Source organism: Streptomyces hygroscopicus subsp. hygroscopicus (assembly GCF_030269125.1).
Lineage (GTDB): Bacteria > Actinomycetota > Actinomycetes > Streptomycetales > Streptomycetaceae > Streptomyces > Streptomyces hygroscopicus_C.
On the sequence record NZ_BSSM01000019.1, the window covers coordinates 100,345 to 119,214 of the forward strand.

General features: G+C 73.1%; 18 protein-coding genes. 6 read left to right on the forward strand and 12 right to left on the reverse strand.

The window, feature by feature from the left end:
* Window positions 1-20: 20 nt before the first annotated feature.
* Together QSK45_RS32555 and QSK45_RS32560 are read right to left on the reverse strand one after the other, a co-directional pair.
* Window positions 21-1,205, reverse strand: coding sequence for an acyl-CoA dehydrogenase family protein (locus QSK45_RS32555; RefSeq protein WP_285562495.1), 1,185 nt, complete (start codon window positions 1,203-1,205; stop codon window positions 21-23).
* 87 nt (window positions 1,206-1,292) lie between these two features.
* A complete protein-coding gene (locus QSK45_RS32560; RefSeq protein ID WP_285562496.1) occupies window positions 1,293-3,095 on the reverse strand; it encodes an MFS transporter in 1,803 nt (600 codons plus the stop codon).
* Between the two features lie 256 nt (window positions 3,096-3,351).
* Here QSK45_RS32560 and QSK45_RS32565 point away from each other — a divergent pair, with 256 nt between their 5' ends.
* Complete coding sequence (locus tag QSK45_RS32565; RefSeq protein WP_490993650.1) at window positions 3,352-4,680, forward strand: hypothetical protein; 1,329 nt, start codon at window positions 3,352-3,354, stop codon at window positions 4,678-4,680.
* Window positions 4,681-4,918: 238 nt separating this feature from the next.
* Window positions 4,919-5,944, forward strand: a complete 1,026-nt coding sequence (locus tag QSK45_RS32570; RefSeq protein ID WP_285562497.1) for a phosphatase PAP2 family protein — start codon at window positions 4,919-4,921, stop codon at window positions 5,942-5,944.
* A 100-nt stretch (window positions 5,945-6,044) separates the two neighbouring features.
* Here QSK45_RS32570 and QSK45_RS32575 read toward each other — a convergent pair whose 3' ends face one another.
* On the reverse strand, window positions 6,045-6,260 hold the full coding sequence (locus tag QSK45_RS32575) for an I78 family peptidase inhibitor (RefSeq protein ID WP_285562498.1): 216 nt from the start codon (window positions 6,258-6,260) through the stop codon (window positions 6,045-6,047).
* Between the two features lie 498 nt (window positions 6,261-6,758).
* Window positions 6,759-7,412 (reverse strand): LysM peptidoglycan-binding domain-containing protein, encoded by a 654-nt coding sequence (locus QSK45_RS32580; RefSeq protein WP_285562499.1) that lies wholly within the window; start codon window positions 7,410-7,412, stop codon window positions 6,759-6,761.
* Window positions 7,413-7,951: 539 nt separating this feature from the next.
* On the opposite strand from QSK45_RS32580, the gene QSK45_RS32585 reads away from it, so the two are divergent.
* Both QSK45_RS32585 and QSK45_RS32590 read left to right on the forward strand, forming a co-directional pair.
* Entirely contained in the window at window positions 7,952-8,734 is a 783-nt protein-coding gene (locus QSK45_RS32585; protein WP_285562500.1) for a DUF8842 C-terminal domain-containing protein, read from the forward strand.
* Window positions 8,735-8,796: 62 nt separating this feature from the next.
* Entirely contained in the window at window positions 8,797-9,195 is a 399-nt protein-coding gene (locus QSK45_RS32590) for a hypothetical protein (RefSeq protein ID WP_285562501.1), read from the forward strand.
* Between the two features lie 61 nt (window positions 9,196-9,256).
* Here QSK45_RS32590 and der read toward each other — a convergent pair whose 3' ends face one another.
* From der to aroH, 5 genes are all read right to left on the reverse strand, one after another.
* On the reverse strand, window positions 9,257-10,738 hold the full coding sequence (der, locus tag QSK45_RS32595) for a ribosome biogenesis GTPase Der (protein WP_285562502.1): 1,482 nt from the start codon (window positions 10,736-10,738) through the stop codon (window positions 9,257-9,259).
* 93 nt (window positions 10,739-10,831) lie between these two features.
* Window positions 10,832-11,542 carry a lysophospholipid acyltransferase family protein gene (locus QSK45_RS32600; protein WP_395482583.1) on the reverse strand — a complete coding sequence of 237 codons (711 nt, stop codon included), beginning with the start codon at window positions 11,540-11,542 and terminating at the stop codon, window positions 10,832-10,834.
* Entirely contained in the window at window positions 11,500-12,195 is a 696-nt protein-coding gene (gene cmk / locus QSK45_RS32605) for a (d)CMP kinase (RefSeq protein WP_285562503.1), read from the reverse strand. Before cmk ends, QSK45_RS32600 begins: the two co-directional genes overlap by 43 nt.
* 187 nt (window positions 12,196-12,382) lie before the next feature.
* Window positions 12,383-13,468, reverse strand: coding sequence for a prephenate dehydrogenase (locus QSK45_RS32610; RefSeq protein ID WP_285562504.1), 1,086 nt, complete (start codon window positions 13,466-13,468; stop codon window positions 12,383-12,385).
* Complete coding sequence (aroH, locus tag QSK45_RS32615) at window positions 13,465-13,827, reverse strand: chorismate mutase (RefSeq protein WP_285562505.1); 363 nt, start codon at window positions 13,825-13,827, stop codon at window positions 13,465-13,467. Before aroH ends, QSK45_RS32610 begins: the two co-directional genes overlap by 4 nt.
* A 199-nt stretch (window positions 13,828-14,026) precedes the next feature.
* Here aroH and QSK45_RS32620 point away from each other — a divergent pair, with 199 nt between their 5' ends.
* On the forward strand, window positions 14,027-14,506 hold the full coding sequence (locus QSK45_RS32620) for a Rieske (2Fe-2S) protein (RefSeq protein ID WP_285562506.1): 480 nt from the start codon (window positions 14,027-14,029) through the stop codon (window positions 14,504-14,506).
* 21 nt (window positions 14,507-14,527) lie between these two features.
* Window positions 14,528-15,226, forward strand: a complete 699-nt coding sequence (locus QSK45_RS32625; RefSeq protein ID WP_285562507.1) for a nucleotidyltransferase domain-containing protein — start codon at window positions 14,528-14,530, stop codon at window positions 15,224-15,226.
* Window positions 15,227-15,910: 684 nt separating this feature from the next.
* On the opposite strand, the gene QSK45_RS32630 is transcribed toward QSK45_RS32625, so the two are convergent.
* From QSK45_RS32630 to QSK45_RS32640, 3 genes are all read right to left on the reverse strand, one after another.
* Window positions 15,911-16,699, reverse strand: a complete 789-nt coding sequence (locus tag QSK45_RS32630) for a nucleotidyltransferase domain-containing protein (protein WP_285562508.1) — start codon at window positions 16,697-16,699, stop codon at window positions 15,911-15,913.
* A gap of 4 nt (window positions 16,700-16,703) precedes the next feature.
* Window positions 16,704-17,711, reverse strand: coding sequence for an ADP-ribosylglycohydrolase family protein (locus QSK45_RS32635; protein WP_285562539.1), 1,008 nt, complete (start codon window positions 17,709-17,711; stop codon window positions 16,704-16,706).
* Window positions 17,712-17,797: 86 nt separating this feature from the next.
* Complete coding sequence (locus QSK45_RS32640) at window positions 17,798-18,859, reverse strand: pseudouridine synthase (RefSeq protein ID WP_285562509.1); 1,062 nt, start codon at window positions 18,857-18,859, stop codon at window positions 17,798-17,800.
* Window positions 18,860-18,870 lie beyond the last annotated feature (11 nt).

Below are 18,870 nucleotides of genomic sequence, written 5' to 3' on the forward strand. Positions count from 1 at the left end.
GCCCCGCCCCACCCGGTGGCTCACCGGAACGCGTCGAGCCCGGTGAGCGCCTTGCCCAGCACCAGCTGGTGCATCTCGACGGTGCCCTCGTAGGTGAGCACCGACTCGAGGTTGGTCGCGTGCCGCATCACGGGGTATTCGAGGGAGATCCCGTTGGCACCGAGGATCGTCCGCGCCGTACGGCAGATCTCGATGGCCTCGCGGACGTTGTTGAGCTTGCCGAAGCTGACCTGCTCCGGGCGCAGCCGGCCGGCGTCCATCCGCCGCCCCAGATGGTGGGCGAGCAGGATTCCCTTGTGCAGTTCGACCGCCATGTCGGCGAGCTTGGCCTGGGTGAGCTGGAAGCCGCCGATGGGCCGCCCGAACTGCTCCCGGGTCTTCGCGTACTCCACGGCCGCCTCGAAGCTGCTGCGCGCGGCGCCCATCGCGCCCCAGACGATGCCGTAGCGGGCGTGCGACAGGCAGCTCAGCGGGCCGCGCAGCCCCACGACCTCCGGCAGCACCGCGCTCGCGGGCAGCCGCACGTCGTCCAGGACGAGCTCACTGGTGACGGAGGCGCGCAGCGACCACTTGTGCTTGATCTCGGGCGCCGAGAAACCGGGCGTGTCCGTCGGCACGACGAAGCCGCGGATACCCTCCTCGGTCTGCGCCCAGACGACGGCCACCCCGGCGACCGAGCCGTTGGTGATCCACATCTTGCGCCCGTTGAGCACCCAGTCCTCGCCGTCCCGCTTGGCGTGGGTCCGCATCGAGGCGGGGTCGGAGCCGTGGTCCGGCTCGGTGAGGCCGAAGCAGCCGATCACCTCGCCGGCGGCCATCCGCGGCAGCCACTCCTGCTTCTGCTCCTCGCTGCCGAAGCGGTGGATGGCGTACATCGCGAGGGAGCCCTGCACCGAGACCAGCGAGCGGATGCCGGAGTCGGCCGCCTCCAGCTCCAGGCAGGCCAGACCGTACTGCACGGCCGACGCGCCCGCGCAGCCGTACCCGCTGAGGGACATCCCGAGGGCGCCGATGCCGCCCAGCTCGCGGGCGAGTTCCCGGATCTGCGGCAGCTCGCCCTTCTCGTACCAGTCGGCGACGTACGGCAGCACGCGGTCGGCCGCCCAGCCGCGGACGGTGTCCCGGATGGCCAGGTCCTCCGGGTCGAGCAGATCGTCGATCCCCAGCGGGTCGGTGGCGTCGAACGGGGGCAGCTTCGCGGACATGGGACACCCTCCGGTACTAAAACTAGCAGCGCTAGTTACGGCTTCGCAGCCGACGTTACGGGGCAGTTTCCCGCACGTCCAGAGGGGTCAGGCGGAGACCCGCGGCTTCTCGGCGGGACGCGGGGCGGGTACCTCGGCCGCGAGCGGCCCGGCGTCGCCCGGCACGGGACCGGCGACCGGCGGCACGGCGTCCGCTTCCGAACCCCCCGGCAGGGTCTTCGGCACGGCACCGCCCCGCACCGCCCCCGGCCCGTCACCGCCCCGCACGGCCTCCGGCTCGGCGCCGCCCGGCACCGTCCCCGTGTCCGCCTCCGCGCCGCCCGGCACCGTCCCCGTGTCCGCCTCCGCGCCACACTGCATGATCCGCGGCAGCCGCAGCGCCATCACCGCGCCCAGCAGCAGCAGGCCCGCGCTCACCAGCAGCGTCAGGTGCAGCCCGTGCACGAAGGAGTCCCGCGCCACCTGGCGCAGCGCCGCCCCGGCCGGGCCGCCGAGCCGGTCGGCGACGTCGTAGGCCTCGCCCAGCGAGTGCCCGGCGGCGGCCGCGTCGGGGGCGGAGACGCCGGGGACCGAGCGCAGCCGGGGCGTGTAGGCGGCGTTCATCACGCTGCCGAGCAGCGCGATGCCGATGCCGGCGCCCAGCTGGTACGAGGTCTCGCCGATCGCCGCCGCGCCGCCGGCCCGGTCCGCCGGAGCCTCGCTGAGCATCGACTCGTAGGCGCCGAACAGCGTGGTCTCCAGGCCGAAGCCGAGCAGTACGAAGCCGGACAGCAGCAACGGCGCGTTGTCGGTGCCGCCCATCGCGGTCAGGGTCAGCACGGCGGCCGCCGTCAGGCAGAACCCGGCGGCAACCATCCGGCGCGGCCCGAACCGGCGCAGCACGCGCGCGCCCAGCAGGCCCGCCGCCATCGCCGCCACGGTCAGCGGCAGCAGCCGCAGTCCGGTGGCGAGCGGCGAGAGGCCGAGCACCAGCTGGAGGTACTGCGCGGCGATCAGCTCCAGGCCGACCAGGGCGAGCATCGCCAGCACGATGCAGCCCACCGAGGTGCTGAAGGCGGCCCTGCGGAACATGCGCAGGTCCACCAGCGGATGCGGCAGCCGCCGCTGGCGGCGCACGAAGACGACGAGGAGGGCCGCGCCGGCCAGCAGCGGCAGCAGGGTCAGCGGGCTCGCGGGGGCCTCGCCGCCGCCGAGCCGCTTGACGCCGAGGACGACGCCGAACAGCCCGGCCGCCGCCATCACCGCGCCGGTCACGTCCCAGGGGCCGTCGGCCCCGCCCCGGGACTCGGGCAACAGCATCCGCCCGACGGGGAGGCTGATCAGCATCAGCGGGATGTTGATCAGGAAGACCGAGCCCCACCAGAAGTGCTCCAGCAGGAAGCCGCCCAGCAGCGGGCCGACCGCCGCGCCGACCGCGGCGACCGCGCTCCACACGCCGATGGCGAGCGCGCGCTCGCGCCGGTCGGGGAAGGACTGGCGCAGGATCGACAGGGTCGCGGGCATGATCATGGCGCCGCCGACGCCGAGCAGGGCACGGGCGAGGATCAGCACCTCGGCCGTGTGCGCGCACGCCGCCACGGCGGAGGCCACGCCGAAGAGGCCGTAGCCGAGCAGGAGGACCCGTCTGCGTCCGACGCGGTCGCCGAGGGTGCCGAAGAGGATCAGCAGCGAGGCGCAGACCAGCGGGTAGACGTCGACGATCCAGAGCAGCTGGACGGCGCCGGGCCGCAGGTCCTCGCTGACCGCGGGGACCGCCACGTGCAGCACGGTCGCGTCGAGGGCGACGAGCAGCAGGCTGACGCAGAGGACGACGAGGACGACCCAGCGGTTGGCACCGGGCCCGGTCGCCCGACCCCGCGGCCGGACATCGGCCGTGGTCGTCCCGGACATGTACGTACCTCCCAGATCTTCCCTCGCGTGGGGCGCCGCGACAGGGGCTCCCTTGTCGTACGGCCGGGAAGAACGGTGTCCCCGGCCCGCGCTTGACCCACGGGGATGGCTCGTCAGCCTACGCGAGTCCGTCGCGGCCACACGTGGCGGACCTCTCACCCGACGGAGGGAACCCTTGTGGGGTACACCACGTCGCACCGGCTTGACCGCGCCCCGGCGAGCGGTCCGTTCCCCCGTCCGGTCGATAATCGAGCCCGTGACCGACCTGAGGACCGGCGTGGCCGCACCCCACGCCCCGCCCCCCGTCCCGCCCTCCGCATCGCTGCCGCGCCGGGCGGTGCCGGCCGTCCTCGGCTACGCGGCGGTCCGCGCTCTCGGGCTCGTGGTGCTGGCGGTGTGGAGCGCCGCGCGCGGCAAGAGCGCGCTGACGCTGCTGAGCGCGCGCTGGGACTCCCTCTGGTACGCACGGGTCGCCGAACTGGGCTACGGCTACCAGGTGCGGCTGCCGAACGGCGACGTCCACTCGAACCTGGCGTTCTTCCCGCTGCTGCCCTGGCTGGAGCGACTGCTGCACGCGGCCACCCCGCTGTCGTACGCGCACGCGGGACTCGTGGTGAGCCTCGTGGCCTCGCTCGCAGCGGCGGCGGGGATCTTCGCGGTGGCCGACCACCTGTACGGGCCACGGGTGGGTGTGTGCGCCGTACTCCTGTGGGCCGTCCTGCCGGTCGCGGCCGTGCAGTCGATGGCGTACAGCGAGTCGCTGTTCACGGCACTGGCGGCCTGGGCGCTGTACGCGGTGCTGACCGGGCGCTGGGTGAGCGCGGGCCTGCTCGCGGCGCTCGCGGGCCTGACCCGGCCGGTGGGCGGTGCGGTGGTGGCGGCGGTGTGGGTCGCGGCCGCGGTCTCGTTCGTGCGGGACCGAAGCGCGGCGCGCGCGGACGGCGCCCGACCGCCGACACGCGCCCCCTCTTGTTCCACCGCTCCCCCGTCGTCCACCGCTCCCCCGTCGTCCACCGCTCCCCCTTCGCCTTCCACCGCTCCCCCGTCGTCCACCGCGGCCCGTTCGTCCACCGCGGCCCGTTCGTCCACCGTGCGCCGTCTCCTCGGCATGGCCGTCGCTCCGCTCGGCGCGGCCGGCTACGTCCTGTGGGTCGGCCACCGCACCGGCAAGGGCCCGCTCGGCTATCTGGACGTGCAGGCCGGTTGGCGCAACGGCTTCGACGGCGGGTACGCCTTCGCGCGCTTCGTCGCCGAGAAGTTCACGTCTTTCCCCGGCGCGCTCGCCGGCGTCGGCCTGATCGTCGGCGTCGCGCTGCTGCTCTGGCTCTATGTCACCGGCGTGCGCCGGGGCCAGCCGCTCGGACTGCTCGTGTACACCGGCGTCGTGCTCGCGCTCGCGCTGTGCGCGTCGAGCTACTTCGGGTCCAAGCCCCGGCTGCTGCTGCCCGCCTTCCCGGTCCTCTTCCCTCTCGCCGCCGCGCTCGCCCGGCTGCGGACCCCCCGATCCGCCCTGGTCACGGCCGGGTTGGCGATCGTCTCGGCGGTCTACGGGGCGTTCTGGCTGAACGGCTCGGGGCCTCCGTGATCCACCCCGGCCGCCCGATGACACCCCGGAGAATTGCGGCCGAGGACCGGGTTAACGCATTTATAAGTGCCATATAAACAACACCCGGCATGATCAAAGGAATTACAGAGGACGGCCTCGCGCGATTGCGTAATCCGGTGAAATTCGGCCGCCCTTGAGAGGTTTCCCACATCACATCGTCATCACAAAGCCGCTGCTTCGACCGGGACCACAGCTCACTCGCTGTAACGTCGATTGGGTGCGTACCGAACGGAACCTCACCCGGCGTCTGGACCGGGTGTTCGCCAGGCTGGACCGCGAGCCGGAACGGCCGGCCCATATCGACGTGCCGGTGATGAGCCGGCACCGGGTCGTGCTGTTCTCCGCGACCCTCGCCTTCTACCTGGCGATCGTGTGGGCCGTGGTGACCACCTCCTGGCTCGTCCGGCTCGACTGGCAGGTCATGTTCTTCCGGCCGTACCAGCAGTGGCCGCAGATCCACGCCTTCCTCGACTATTACGTGGTGCTCGGCCAGCGCGGCCCCACCGCCGTGATGGTCGCGGCCTGGCTCGGCTGGCGCTCCTGGCGGCAGCACACGCTCCGTCCGCTGCTCACCCTCGCCACCTCGCTCCTGCTGCTGAACGTCACGGTCGGCGCCGCCAAGTACGGCATGGGGCGGCTCGGTCCGCACTACGCGACCGTGATCGGCTCGAACGAGATGGTCCGGGGCGGCGATATATTTCCCAGCGGCCACACCGCCAACGCGGTGGTCACCTGGGGCATCCTGGCCTATCTGGCCTCCACCCCCCACGCCCGCCGCTGGCTTTCGGCGGTCTCCGCGATCACCTCGCTCGGCGTCGGCCTCACCACCGTCTACCTCGGTACGCACTGGCTCAGCGACGTGCTCCTCGGCTGGGCCGCCGGCCTGCTGATCCTGCTCGCCCTGCCCTGGTTCGAGCCGCTGATCGCCCGGACCGAGGTGTGGCTGTTCGACCTGCGCGACCGCTGGCGCGCCCGCCGCAGCCGGCCCGTGCCCGAACCGGTCCGCCCCGTCGCCCCGGTGGTGTTCACCTCGCCGCGCGGCGCCCCGGCCGAACAGTCCGCACCGGCCCGCGAGCCGGTCTCCTCGACCCGCGCCTCCCGGGGCCTGGCGCACCTGGCGCCCGGACCGCACACGGCCCGCTCGGAACGCAGCCCGGTCACCCCGGTGGGCCCCCGCCGCCCGCCGGGCGCCGACCGGGCACCGCGCGGCACCTCCCCGGCCCGCCCCCTCACCGGCGGCTGACGGCCCGGCGGGCTCCGGTACGCACCCCGGCCCACGCCATGGCGAAGGCCCCGCTCCCCTTCCCGGGAGCGGGGCCTTCGTCATGTCCACGCTGGTGCGGTCAGCCCTTCCAGGAGCGGGCCACCCGGCCGTCCCGCACCTCGAAGTTGAGCCGCCCGACCCGGTACTCCATGGTGATGATCGCGCCCGGCGGCAGCGACCGCACGGTCGACCAGCCACGCTCCCGGGCGAGCCGTTCGGCCTGCTCGGCGTCGAGGCCGACGTACCCGTCCGGGCTGTCCTGGGGCTCCGCCGGCGGAGTGGGAATCGGTGCCATACGACCACGCTAGGACGACACACGCGGTGACGGAAGCCGGGCGCGGCAGGGTAAGAGCAAGATCAGACTCCCGTCACACTTCTGTCACAGCTTCCGGGGGATCGTTTCGATCGAACTCCCTCACCCGATCGGATGTTTCCGTACCGCCCGACGGGGGATTCGAACAGAATTCCCGCATGTCGCGACGCTCCCTCGAATTACCCGGCGGAAAGTGCCTCGGCGAGGATCGGGACGGGTCCCCGGAAGCCTGATTCCCCGGAGGCAATCCGGCGCTATGCCACGGAGCTGACGGCCCATGGGAAATTTCACGGATTCCGCACATCCCGGCGCGCGGCGGCGGACACCGGTCCGGGACCGGCAGGCGTCGCACCCTCCCCCGCGGCGCGACTTCAGACCCGCGCCGTTCGACCCGCGCCCTCCGGCCCATACCGCGCGGGCCCCCCGGCCGGAGCCGAGGGGCCGTTCACAGGGAGGCGCGACGCCGCGGTCGCCGTCGGCTCAGAAGGTCAGGTGCGTTCCGGGGACGATGAGGTCGGGGTCGTTGCCGACGACGGCCCTGTTGGCCGCGTAGAGGCGGTGCCAGTCGACGCCGTGCCGTGCGGCGATCCCGGACAGGGTGTCGCCCTCGCGCACGGTGTAGCCGCCCGTGCCCCGGGACGGGTGTCGCTGGGTCTTCGGCGCCTTCGGCGTCGTCGAGGTCCGGGAAGGGGCCGGCCGCTTCGTCGTGCTGCCCTTGTCGAGGCTCACCTGGGAGGGGGCGGAGCCCATGGCTCCCGCGCGCCCGGCGCAGACCGGCCAGGCGCCCCAGCCCTGGGCCCGCTGGACCCGCGTCGCGACGGCGATCTGCGCGCTCCTGGAGGCCCGGTCGGCCGTGGGGGCGTACGCGGCGCCGCCGTACGCGCGCCAGGTGTGGGCGGAGAACTGAAGTCCGCCGTAGTAGCCGTTGCCGGTGTTGATGTGCCAGTTGCCGCCGCTCTCGCACCGGGCGATGCGGTCCCACACCCCGTTGTCCGCGGCGGCGGCGCTGCCGGTCGCGGCCAGCAGTCCCAGCGGGGCCAGCAGCGCGGCGCCGGCGAGTGCGGCCGTCGTACGGCCCCTGCGGGCGCTGTCGTCACGGGCGGTGGTACGGCTGGTATCGGCACACTCGGACATGTAACTCCCTCTCGGACAACCCGGGTTCCCCCGGGCGGAGCGCGTCATCCCGCGCAGGACCGCGGTTCGTCGCGCCCGCCCCGTCCGTGCCCCCGGTGCCGGCGATGACGCGATGCCGGCGCCGGGTGACGGACGAACCCGAGCGGTGCTCGTTGCACACGGCGGAGGAATGTAGGGAACGCGGGCGCCGGACATCAACCAAATGACCGTCGTGCCAGGCCAGTTGACGGTTACCGTCGGTATCGGCGATTTCCGGACACCCACTACATCCACTGATTTACCGACTTCTCACCCCTGCCGGACGTCTTCCTGTGAGCCACCTCACCCGTTCAAGCGGCTTGACCTGACGGCGAGTTGACAGGGAGTGGCCGATTCCGTACCGAAGGTGACCCTGCGCGGCGGTTGGTTCGAACCGGTGCTCCGCCATGCGTGACCCCCACCACAGGACGCCCGTTGTCTTCTTCATGAGCCCGGAACCCTGGGGCTCATCGGCCGGGAGCCACCCGACCGGTCCAGCACGCATCCCAAGGGAGCCACCCGTGCCGCGCATGCTCGACGTCAGTGACGCCGTACGCGCCGAGATCGGCGACGAAGAAGCCGACCGGCTGCTCGCCGGAGAGAACGCCCCGGGCAGTTACGACTGCACGTCCTGCCGCACCCCGGGCGACTCCGAGCAGGAGCGCACCAGCACCGTCCTCTTCGTCGGCGAGGAGACCGCGGTCCTCGCCTTCGCCCACGCCAGCTGCCTGCCCTCGCAGGTCGTCCAGGTCACCGAGGAGCAGTTGCAGGGCGCCGTCCGCTCCATCGGCGCGCAGTTCGACGGCGGCGAGCCGGAACGCCCCGCGCCCGAGCAGGCGGTGCTCGGCGTGACCAGCGGACTCGTCCTGATCGAGGGCGAGTTGCACCCCGCGCTGGTGGTCGAGCCGACCTCGCCCATCGTGCGTCCGGGCACCGCCGGCCTCGGGGACGACTTCCTGCCGCTCCTCGTCGAGCAGGGCTTCATGCCGGTGACCGAGCTGGTCGCGGTGCCACCGGTGCTGCACGGCTGGTCGGTGCTGCTGGCCGTGGGCCAGCTGCACGCGGTCCTCCAGCCGGGCCCGCCCGGCGGCCACCCGGTCGCCTGGTGGCAGGCCCACCAGCCGCTCCAGGTCACCGACGGCTGGCGGGCCGCGGCCAACAAGCACCAGCAGGTGCTGATGTTCGCCGCGCCGGTGGGCTCCATCGGCCGCCAGCCGCGCGAGGACCTGCTGCGGGACTCGCTCGACAAGGCCGCCGCCAACGGCAGGTTGGTGGCGGCGGCGCTGCCGCTCGCGGGGACCTGAGCCGCGCGCAAAGGAAGGTCGCGAAACCGCATCCCTTCCCGTGCGCCGTCGTTTGGACATACGTGCACGCATACGACACTTCGCCCCGACGGTCCTCGTTCTCCTCCGTTCCGTCCGCCCGGACGGGGCAGGAAGGGGCGGGTGGTGCCTCGGCCACGCCCATCTTCGACATGCTCGCCGCGGAGTGGGTCAAGGCCTTTCGCACACTGCCGGGCGACCGCAGCGGCGAGGAGGGGCTGAGGTTCGTCCCCTTCGGTCTGCCGGACCGCACGGGGTGGTCGTACGGCGGCCACCGGGCGGGGTCGTTCAGCAGCTCGTACAGCGCCTACAGCGCGGGGGCGTACAGCGCCCGTCAGCAGTCGCAGTGGCAGCGCGTCGGCACCGTCGGGCGGCCGCAGCAGGACACCGGGATGCACCATGTGCCCGCGGCGCTGCCACCCGGACCGCGCCGCGGCGCGTGACACCCGCACACGCGAAGGGCGGCCCCTGGGAACAGGGGCCGCCCTTCGCGTCGTACCGCGCCTACTTCTTCTTCGTGCCGCGCTTCTCGCGCACCCGGACCGAGATGTGGATCGGGGTGCCCTCGAAGCCGAACTCCTCGCGCAGGCGGCGCTCGATGAAGCGTCGGTAGCCCGCCTCGATGAAGCCGGAGGCGAAGAGCACGAAGCGCGGGGGCTTGGTGCCGGCCTGGGTGCCGAAGAGGATGCGCGGCTGCTTGCCGCCCCGGACCGGGTGCGGGTGGGACGCGACCAGCTCGCCGAGGAAGGCGTTGAGCCGGCCGGTGGGGACGCGGGTCTCCCAGCCGGCGAGGGCGGTCTCGATGGCCGGGACCAGCTTCTCCATGTGGCGGCCGGTACGCGCCGACACGTTCACCCGGGGCGCCCAGGCGACCTGGGCCAGCTCGGTCTCGATCTCCCGCTCCAGGTAGTAGCGGCGCTCCTCGTCCAGCGTGTCCCACTTGTTGTAGGCGATGACCATCGCACGGCCCGCCTCCACGGCCATGGTGACGATCCGCTGGTCCTGGACCGAGATGTTCTCCGAGGCGTCGATCAGGACGACCGCGACCTCGGCCTTCTCCACGGCCGCCGCGGTGCGCAGCGAGGCGTAGTAGTCGGCGCCCTGCTGGAGGTGGACACGCTTGCGGATGCCCGCCGTGTCCACGAACTTCCAGGTGACGCCGCCCAGTTCGATCATCTCGTCGACCGGGTCGCGGGTGGTGCCCGCCAGCTCGTTGACGACGACGCGCTCCTCGCCGGCGACCTTGTTCAGCAGGGAGGACTTGCCGACGTTCGGGCGGCCGATGAGCGCGATGCGGCGGGGGCCGCCGACGGCGGTGCCGAAGGACTGCTCGGGCGCCTCGGGCAGCGCCTCCAGGACGGCGTCCAGCATGTCGCCGGTGCCGCGGCCGTGCAGCGCGGAGACCGGGTGGGGCTCGCCGAGGCCCAGGTTCCACAGGTACGCCGCGTCGGCCTCGCCGCTCGGGCCGTCGACCTTGTTGGCGCACAGCACCACGGGCTTGCCGGCCTTGCGCAGCAGTCGTACGACCGCCTCGTCGGTGTCGGTCGCGCCGACCTTGGCGTCGACCACGAAGACCACCGCGTCGGCGGCCTCGATCGCGTACTCGGCCTGGGCGGCCACGGAGGCGTCGATACCGAGGACGTCCTGCTCCCAGCCGCCGGTGTCGACGACCTTGAAGCGGCGGCCGGCCCACTCGGCCTCGTAGGTGACGCGGTCGCGGGTGACGCCGGGCTTGTCCTCGACGACCGCCTCGCGGCGGCCGATGATCCGGTTCACCAGGGTCGACTTGCCGACATTGGGGCGGCCGACGACGGCGAGCACGGGCAGCGGGCCGTGGCCCGCCGCCTCGATGGCGCCCTCGACGTCCTCGATGTCGAAGCCCTCTACCGCGGCGAGCTCCATGAACTCCGCGTACTCGGCGTCGCCGAGAGCCCCGTGCTCGTACTCGTGCTCTGCCGAGCCGTCGGGCTGGATGTCGTCGGTCATGAAGTCCGTACCTCGTCGTTCATCGTGGTGATCGGTGGAACAGGCCCTGGTGGGCATATCCCTCGATGGGCTGATCCACTACTCAAGTGTCGCCTAGCGCCCGGTCAGGCGCCTGGCGTTTTCCAGGTGGCCGGTGAGCTGCTTCTGGATGCGCTCGGTCGCCTCGTCCAGCGCCCGGCGCGTGCGCCGCCCGGAGCCGTCGCCCGCGTCGAACGGGTCGCCGAAGACGACGTCGACGCGCGAGCGCAGCGGGGGCAGCGCCTTTATCAACCGCCCCGGGCGGTGGGAGCTTCCCAGTACGGCCACGGGCACGATCGGCGCTCCGCTGCGGACCGCGAAGTAGGCGAGGCCCGCGCGCAGCGAGGCGAAGTCGCCGTCGCCCCGGGTGCCCTCCGGGAAGATGCCGAGGACTCCCCCGGCGTCCAGGATCCCGAGGGCCTGGGTGATGGCGGCGCGGTCGGCGGCCGCGCGGTCCACCTTCAGCTGGCCGATGCCGGTCAGGAAGGCGTCCAGCGGGCCGACGAACGCCTCCTTCTTGATCAGGAAGTGCGTCGGGCGGGGCGCCACGCCCATGACCATGGGGCCGTCGATGTTGTGGGAGTGGTTGACCGCGAGGATCACCGGGCCGCTGGCGGGCACCTTCCAGGCGCCCAGCACGCGCGGCTTCCACAGCCCGTACATCAGGCCGACGCCGATGCGCCGGCCGACCTCGGCGCCCCTTGCGGAGGGGAGGTCCACGTCCCGTCTCCCGGAGGGCAGGCTCACTTCGCCGCCCGCTTCTCCTCGACCAGGGTGACGACGCACTCGATGACCTGGGCGAGGGTGAGCTCGGTGGTGTCCACCTCGACCGCGTCGTCGGCCTTGGCGAGTGGGGAGGTCTTGCGGCTGGAGTCGGCGGCGTCGCGCTTGATCAGCGCCTCGCGGGTGGCGTGCAGGTCGGCGCCCTTCAGCTCACCGCTGCGCCGGGCGGCGCGGGCTTCCGGGGAGGCGGTGAGGAAGATCTTCAGGTCGGCGTCGGGCAGCACGGTCGTGCCGATGTCGCGGCCCTCGACCACGATGCCGCGCTCGGCGCCGGTGGCCAGCGAGCGCTGCAGCTCGGTGATCCGGGTGCGCACCTCGGGCACCGCGCTGACCGCGCTGACCTTGGAGGTGACCTCCTGGGTGCGGATCGGCGCGGACACGTCGACACCGTCGACCGTGATGGTCGGGGCGGCCGGGTCGGTGCCGGAGACGATCTCGGGCTTGCCGGCGACGGCCGCGATGGCGGTCGGGTCCGCCAGGTCGATGCCGTTGTGCACCATCCACCAGGTGATCGCCCGGTACTGGGCGCCGGTGTCCAGGTAGCTCAGGCCGAGCTGCGCGGCCACGGCCTTCGACGTGCTCGACTTGCCCGTGCCGGAGGGACCGTCGATCGCGACGATCACGGGCTTGGCGGTCGGGGCGGCGCCGTTTTCCACGGGGGGACACCTTCCTGGTGCGGTGTGGGCGGGGTCGGGGTGCGAGAGCGCCCCGCACAAGGTTACTGGGTGTGGGTCACTCGTCCGGACGCACGCCGCCGCCCCCGTGACCGCCCCACGCTCATCGCCGCCCTCGCTTCCGCCACCGCCTCCCGCGCCTCGCCGCCCGGCGCCGGCCCCCGCCGGCCTACTGGCGCAGTGCCCAGCCCCGCTCGCGCAGCGCGCTGGAGAGCACCGGCACGGCCTGCGGCTCCACCATGAGCTGCACCAGACCGGCCTGCTGTCCGGTGGCGTGCTCGATGCGCACGTCCTCGATGTTGACCCCGGCGCGGTCCGCGTCGGCGAAGATGCGCGCCAGCTGACCGGGCTGGTCGTCGATGAGCACGACGACGGTCTCGTACACCCGCGGCGCGCTGCCGTGCTTGCCGGGCACCCGGACCTGGCCCGCGTTGCCGCGGCGCAGCATGGCCTCGATGCCGGAGCTGCCGGTACGGCGCTTGTCCTCGTCGGAGGACTGGAGGGCGCGCAGGGCGCCCACGGTCTCCTCCAGGTCGGCCGCCACGTCGGCGAGCAGGTCGGCGACCGGGCCCGGGTTGGCGGAGAGGATGTCGATCCACATGCGCGGGTCGGAGGCGGCGATCCGGGTCACGTCCCGGATGCCCTGGCCGCACAGCCGTACGGCGGCCTCGTCGGCGTGCTCCAGGCGCGCGGCGACCATGCTGGAGACCAGATGGGGCATGTGGGAGACGAGGGCGACGGCGCGGTCGTGGGCGTCGGCGTCCATGACGACGGGGACGGCCCGGCAGTGCGAGACCAGTTCCAGGGCGAGGTTGAGCACCTCGGTGTCGGTGTCCCGGGTGGGGGTGAGCACCCAGGGGCGGCCCTCGAAGAGGTCGCCGGTGGCTGCCAACGGGCCCGACTTCTCCCGGCCGGACATCGGGTGCGTGCCGAGGTACGCCGAGAGGTCCACGCCGAGCGCCTCCAGCTCGCGGCGCGGGCCGCCCTTGACGCTGGCCACGTCCAGGTAGCCGCGGGCCAGTCCCCGGCGCATGGCGTCGGCGAGGATCGCGGCCACGTGGGCGGGCGGCGCGGCGACGATCGCCAGGTCGACGGGGCCCTCGGGGGGCGCCTCGGTGCCGGCGCCGAGCGCTGCGGCGGTGCGGGCCTGCTCCGGGTCGTGGTCGGCGAGGTGCACGGTGACGCCACGCCGCGTCAGGGCCAGCGCGGCGGAGGTGCCGATCAGGCCGGTGCCGATGACGAGGGCGGTTCTCACTGGGCGATGTCCTTGCGCAGGGCGGCCGCGGCGCCGAGGTAGACGTGGGCGATGTCGGCGCGGGGCCGGTCCGATTCGATGTGGGCGAGGACGCGGACGACGCGCGGCATGGCACCGGCGATGTCCAGCTCCTGGGCGCAGATCAGGGGTACGTCGACGATGCCGAGCCCCCGGGCGGCGGCCGCCGGGAAGTCGCTGTGCAGGTCGGGGGTGGCGGTGAACCAGATGCTGATCAGGTCGTCCGCGGTCAGCCCGTTCCGCTCCATGACGGCGGTGAGCAGGGCCCCGACCTGCTCGTCCATGTGACCGGCCTCGTCCCGCTCCAGTTGGACGGCCCCCCGGACCGCTCGTACCGCCACGGCGCTGCTCCTCGCTGACAGGTGTTGTCGTGCTCGCCCGTCCAGCGTAGTCAGCCCGCGTGGGCAGGGCGCGCGACGCCCGATCGCTGAGACGATGCGCATGGCCGGTTCCATCCGGTTTCGACGCCTGTGTTCAGGCTCCGGTGCCTGCATCCGGGCACCGGTTATCCGCATCCCGACATGTGTACGGAGTGGTGACATGACCCAGGGCGCGACGCGGCGCACGGTGATCGCGACGGGCGCGGCGGCGCTCGCGACCGGCTGCGGCAGCAACAACGGCGGCGACACGAGCGCCGCGGCCGACAGCACCGGCAGCCCCTCGCCGACGGATCCGACGAGTCCCATGACCACGGCGTCCCCGGCCGCGACGGGCACCTCCCCGGCGGCCGACACGAAGAAGCTGGCGAGCACCAGCGACATCCCCGAGGGGGGCGGCAAGGTCTTCGACGCGCAGAAGATCGTGGTGACGCAGCCGTCCAAGGGGCGGTTCAAGGCGTTCTCGGCGGTCTGCACGCACATGGGCTGCACGGTGAGCCGCGTGCAGAACGGCACTATCGACTGCCCCTGTCACGGCAGCCGCTTCAAGATCGAGGACGGCTCGGTGGCCGACGGTCCCGCGACCAAGCCGCTGGCCGAGCACCCGATCAAGGTCGACGGAAACTCCATCCAGCTGGGCTGAGGTGCCGCGTAGGCTCCGGGCATGCAGCCCGAGGACCTGGTACGCGACCACACGATCTACGCCTGCGTCATGGGCTCCCGGGCCTTCGGCCTGGCCACGGACGCGAGCGACACCGACCGGCGGGGCGTGTACCTCGCCCCCACCGCCCTGTTCTGGCGGTTCGAGAAGCCGCCGACGCATGTGGAGGGGCCGGGCGAGGAACGGTTCTCCTGGGAGTTGGAACGGTTCTGCGAGCTGGCGCTGCGCGGCAACCCGAACATCCTGGAGTGCCTGCACTCCCCGCTGGTGGAGCACCTGGACGACACGGGCCGCGAACTGCTGTCCCTGCGCGGCGCGTTCCTCTCCCGCAAGGCGTACGACACCTTCACCCGCTACGCCCTGGGCCAGCGCAGGAAGCTGGACGCGGACGTACGGACGACGGGCGCCCCGCGCTGGAAGCACGCCATGCACCTGCTGCGGCTGCTGACGAGCTGCCGCGATCTGCTGCGCACCGGCGAGTTGCGCATCGACGTGGGCGAGGAGCGCGAGCCGCTGCTGGCGGTGAAGCGGGGCGAGGTGTCCTGGACCGAGGTCGAGGCATGGATGGCCCGGCTCGGCGCCGACGCCGAGGAGGCCCTGCACCGCACCCCCCTGCCACCCGAACCGGACCACGCCCGGGTGGCCGACTTCCTGTTCCGGACCCGCCGGGCCTCGGCCCTGGAGTCCGCCCTGCTCGCGTGACGCGTCCGGGTCGCACCGCGCGGGGTCCGCGGCCCGCGGCCCGGCTCCCGTGCCCGCACCCCGTACGAGGTCGGCGACACGGCCCGCGACTGTCCTCCGGGACCGGTGCGCGGCCTCGTCCGGCCGACGGGGCGCGGGCCGCGGGGCCGGCGGAACACGGGCCGGGGGCGGGTGGAACACAGGCCGGAGGGCGGACCACAGGCCGGAGGGCGGACCACAGGCCGGAAGCGGGGCCGGTTCGACAGGTGCCTCGGCGGATCGCGCGCAGGCGCGGCTCGGCCCAGCCGCTTCGGCGGCGCCCACGCGCCAGGACCGGCGGTCGCGTCGGCATCCGCCCCGGGGCTCTCGGCGCGGCGGCGGTCGGCCGCCACGCCCGCCCTGAGGCGCCGGGCATCCCCCACCCGCACGCCGCACCCGGAACCCCTCACCGACGGCACGGCACGGGGCGCCACTCGGACGTCCACGCCCTCGGGGACGGCACAGGGGCCGCCACCGGAAGCCCACACCCCCGCAGCCGGACACGAGGCCGACCCGGAAGCCCACACCCCGCAGCCGCCCAGCGGACCACCCCGCGAACCCACCCCCGCACAGCCGGACACGAGACCGGCCCGGAAGCCCGCACCCGCGCAGCCGGGTGGGCGCCGCCGGGCCCCCGCCCAGCCGGGTGGAGCCGGTCCGGACGCCTCAGGCGCCCAGCCGGGCCGGGGTCGAGCCGATGCGCCGGTCGTCCAGGCGCACGCGTACGACGAAGTCGTGCAGCGCCTCGTGACCGCCGGCCGTGTCCGGCAGGGCGGAGGTGGACTGGGCCTCGTCGAGGGCCGTGTGCAGACGCTCCACGTCGGCGGCGACGCGTACCTGGTCGACGCCGGAGAACGTCCCGTGCTCCCGCTCCGCCTTGGCGGCGATCAGCTCGGACACGTAGGAGGGCGCGTCCAACTCCTCGACGAGGGTCGGCAGATGGGCCTGCACCTCGCCGGTGCGCATGAGGTGGACGCCGGTGAGCAGCACCCGGAACGTGTAGAGCAGCGGCTTGAGCTCACCGGTCTTCTCGAACAGCCGCCACTGGGTGACCGCGAACCCCCGGTAGTGGTGGGCGTGATGGCTGGTGATCACGCCCGGGGCGAGGGCGGCCAGCTCCCGGTGCGCGTCGGTGGTGTGCACGACGAGCGGGGACAGCAGCTGCTCCAGCACATAGCCGTTGCGGCGCAGCATCAGCCGTACGAACTTGCGCAGGTCGTGCGTGACGAGGTCCAGCTCGGCGCCGTGGCGCACCCAGGTCTTCGACCGGGTCTCCTCCGGCTCGCGCAGGCCCAGGAGCTCGGTGGCGGGCAGCAGGTGGACGCCCCTGAGGTCCACGTCCGAGTCCTGCGAGGGGAAGCCGTACAGATGGGCCCCGGAGACGGTGGCGAACAGCAGGGGATCGGGCTGTTCGGCGACCACGGGCGCGAGGTCTATGTCGAGGTTGTCGATCATGGGCCTAAGCGTCCCAGAGTGTGCCCAGCGCCAACAGGTCCTCCCGGTACTCGATGCGCTCCGCCCAGTCGGCGGGCCAGGCGTCCGCGCCGAGCCACGCGCCCGCGAACGCGCCGGTCAGGCAGGCGATAGAGTCCGAGTCGCCGGCGGTGCAGGCCGCCCGGCGCAGGGCCGTCAGCGGCTCGTCGGGGAAGAGCAGGAAGCACAGCAGCCCGGTGGCGAAAGCCTCCTCGGCGATCCAGCCCTCGCCGGTGGCCAGGCACGGGTCGGCCGCCGGGGAAGAGGTGCGCACGGCCGCCTGGAGCCGGTCCAGGATCGCCAGGCACTCGTCCCAGCCGCGCGCGATGAAGTGCTCCGGGCCGGGGTCCTGGGCGCGGGCCCACAGGTCGCCGAGCCAGGCGTGGTCGTAGCGGGTGCGGTGCGCGAGGGCGTAGTCGCGCAACTCCCCCACGAGAGCGGCCGGTTCGGTGCCCTGGGCGAGCAACCGGACGGCACGGGCGGTGAGGTCGGAGGCGGCCAGCGCGGTGGGGTGGCCGTGGGTGAGCCCGGACTGCAACTGGGCGGCGCCCGCCCGCTGTTCGTCACTGAGGCCGGGAGCGAGCCCGATCGGCGCGACACGCATGTTGGCGCCACAGCCCTTGGAGCCGGTCTGGCTGGCGTCCTGCCAGGCGCTGCTCCCCGCCGCCAGCAGCCGGCAGGCGGTGAGGCAGGTGTTGCCCGGGGCCCGGTCGTTGTCGGGCGAGCGGTACCAGTCCACGAACTCCGCGCGCACCGGCCGTTCCAGCCGCTCGGGCGCGAGGGGGCCGCGCTCCATGGCGGTACGCAGGCCCCGGCCGAGGGCGAGGGTCATCTGGGTGTCGTCGGAGACGCGGGCGCGCTGCGGCAGCGGCATCTCCCGCCAGGGTCCGAACATCGACTCGATCAGCTCGACGGTCTTGAACTCGGTCGGGAAGCCGAGGGCGTCCCCGAGGGCGAGGCCGAGGAGCGAGCCGGTCGCGGGCCGCTTGGACATGTAGATCATCCCCCTTTATCGTCACGGTGACAATAAAGGGGGACGGTGATCAGCGCAAGACGCGTCCGGAGACCGCCCGGGTCCGCCTAGAGGTCGACTTCCTTCATCAGCATGCCGACCTCGGTGTTCGACAGGCGGCGCAGCCAGCCGGACTTCTGGTCGCCCAGGGTGATCGGACCGAAGGCGGTGCGCACCAGCTTGTCGACCGGGAAACCGGCCTCGGCGAGCATGCGGCGCACGATGTGCTTGCGGCCCTCGTGCAGGGTCACCTCGACCAGGTAGTTCTTGCCGGTCTGCTCCACCACCCGGAAGTGGTCCGCGCGCGCGTAGCCGTCCTCCAGCTGGATGCCGTCCTTCAGCCGCTTGCCGAGGTCGCGCGGGATCGGCCCGACGATGTGCGCGAGATACGTCTTCTGCACGCCGTACTTGGGGTGGGTGAGGCGATGCGCCAGCTCGCCGTGGTTGGTGAGCAGGATGACGCCCTCGGTCTCGGTGTCGAGCCGGCCGACGTGGAAGAGCCGCGTCTCACGGTTGGTGACGTAGTCGCCGAGGCACTGGCGGCCCTCCGGGTCCTCCATGGTGGAGACGACACCGGCGGGCTTGTTCAGCGAGAAGAACTGGTACGACTGGGTCGCCACGGTCAGGCCGTCGACCTTTACCTCGTCCTTCTCCGGGTCGACCCGCTTGCCCTGCTCGGTGACGATCTCGCCGTTGACCTCGACGCGGCACTGCTCGATCAGTTCCTCGCAGGCGCGGCGGGAGCCGTAGCCCGCGCGGGCGAGGACCTTCTGGAGCCGCTCGCCCTCCTGCTCGGCGCCCGGGAAGGTCTTGGGCAGCTTGATGTCCTTCTTGCCCGCGTACCGGTCCCGGTTGCGCTCCTCGACCCGCGTCTCGTACTCGCGCGAGCGGGAGGGCGTCGTACGACCGCCCTGCTGGGGCCGCTTGGGGCCGCCCTTGGCGCCGCCCCGCGCCGCGCCGCCGCGCCCCGACTTGGGGCCGTCCTGGGTGGCGCCGGGACCCACGTCGTAGCGGCGCTCCTCCGGGCGGGGCTTGCGGGGACGGCCCTGCCCCTGCCGCTCGTCCCGGTTGTTGCCGGCGCCGCGGTAGTTACCGCGCCCGCCACTCTTGCCGCTGCCGCTGCTTCGCATCAAAGTTCCGT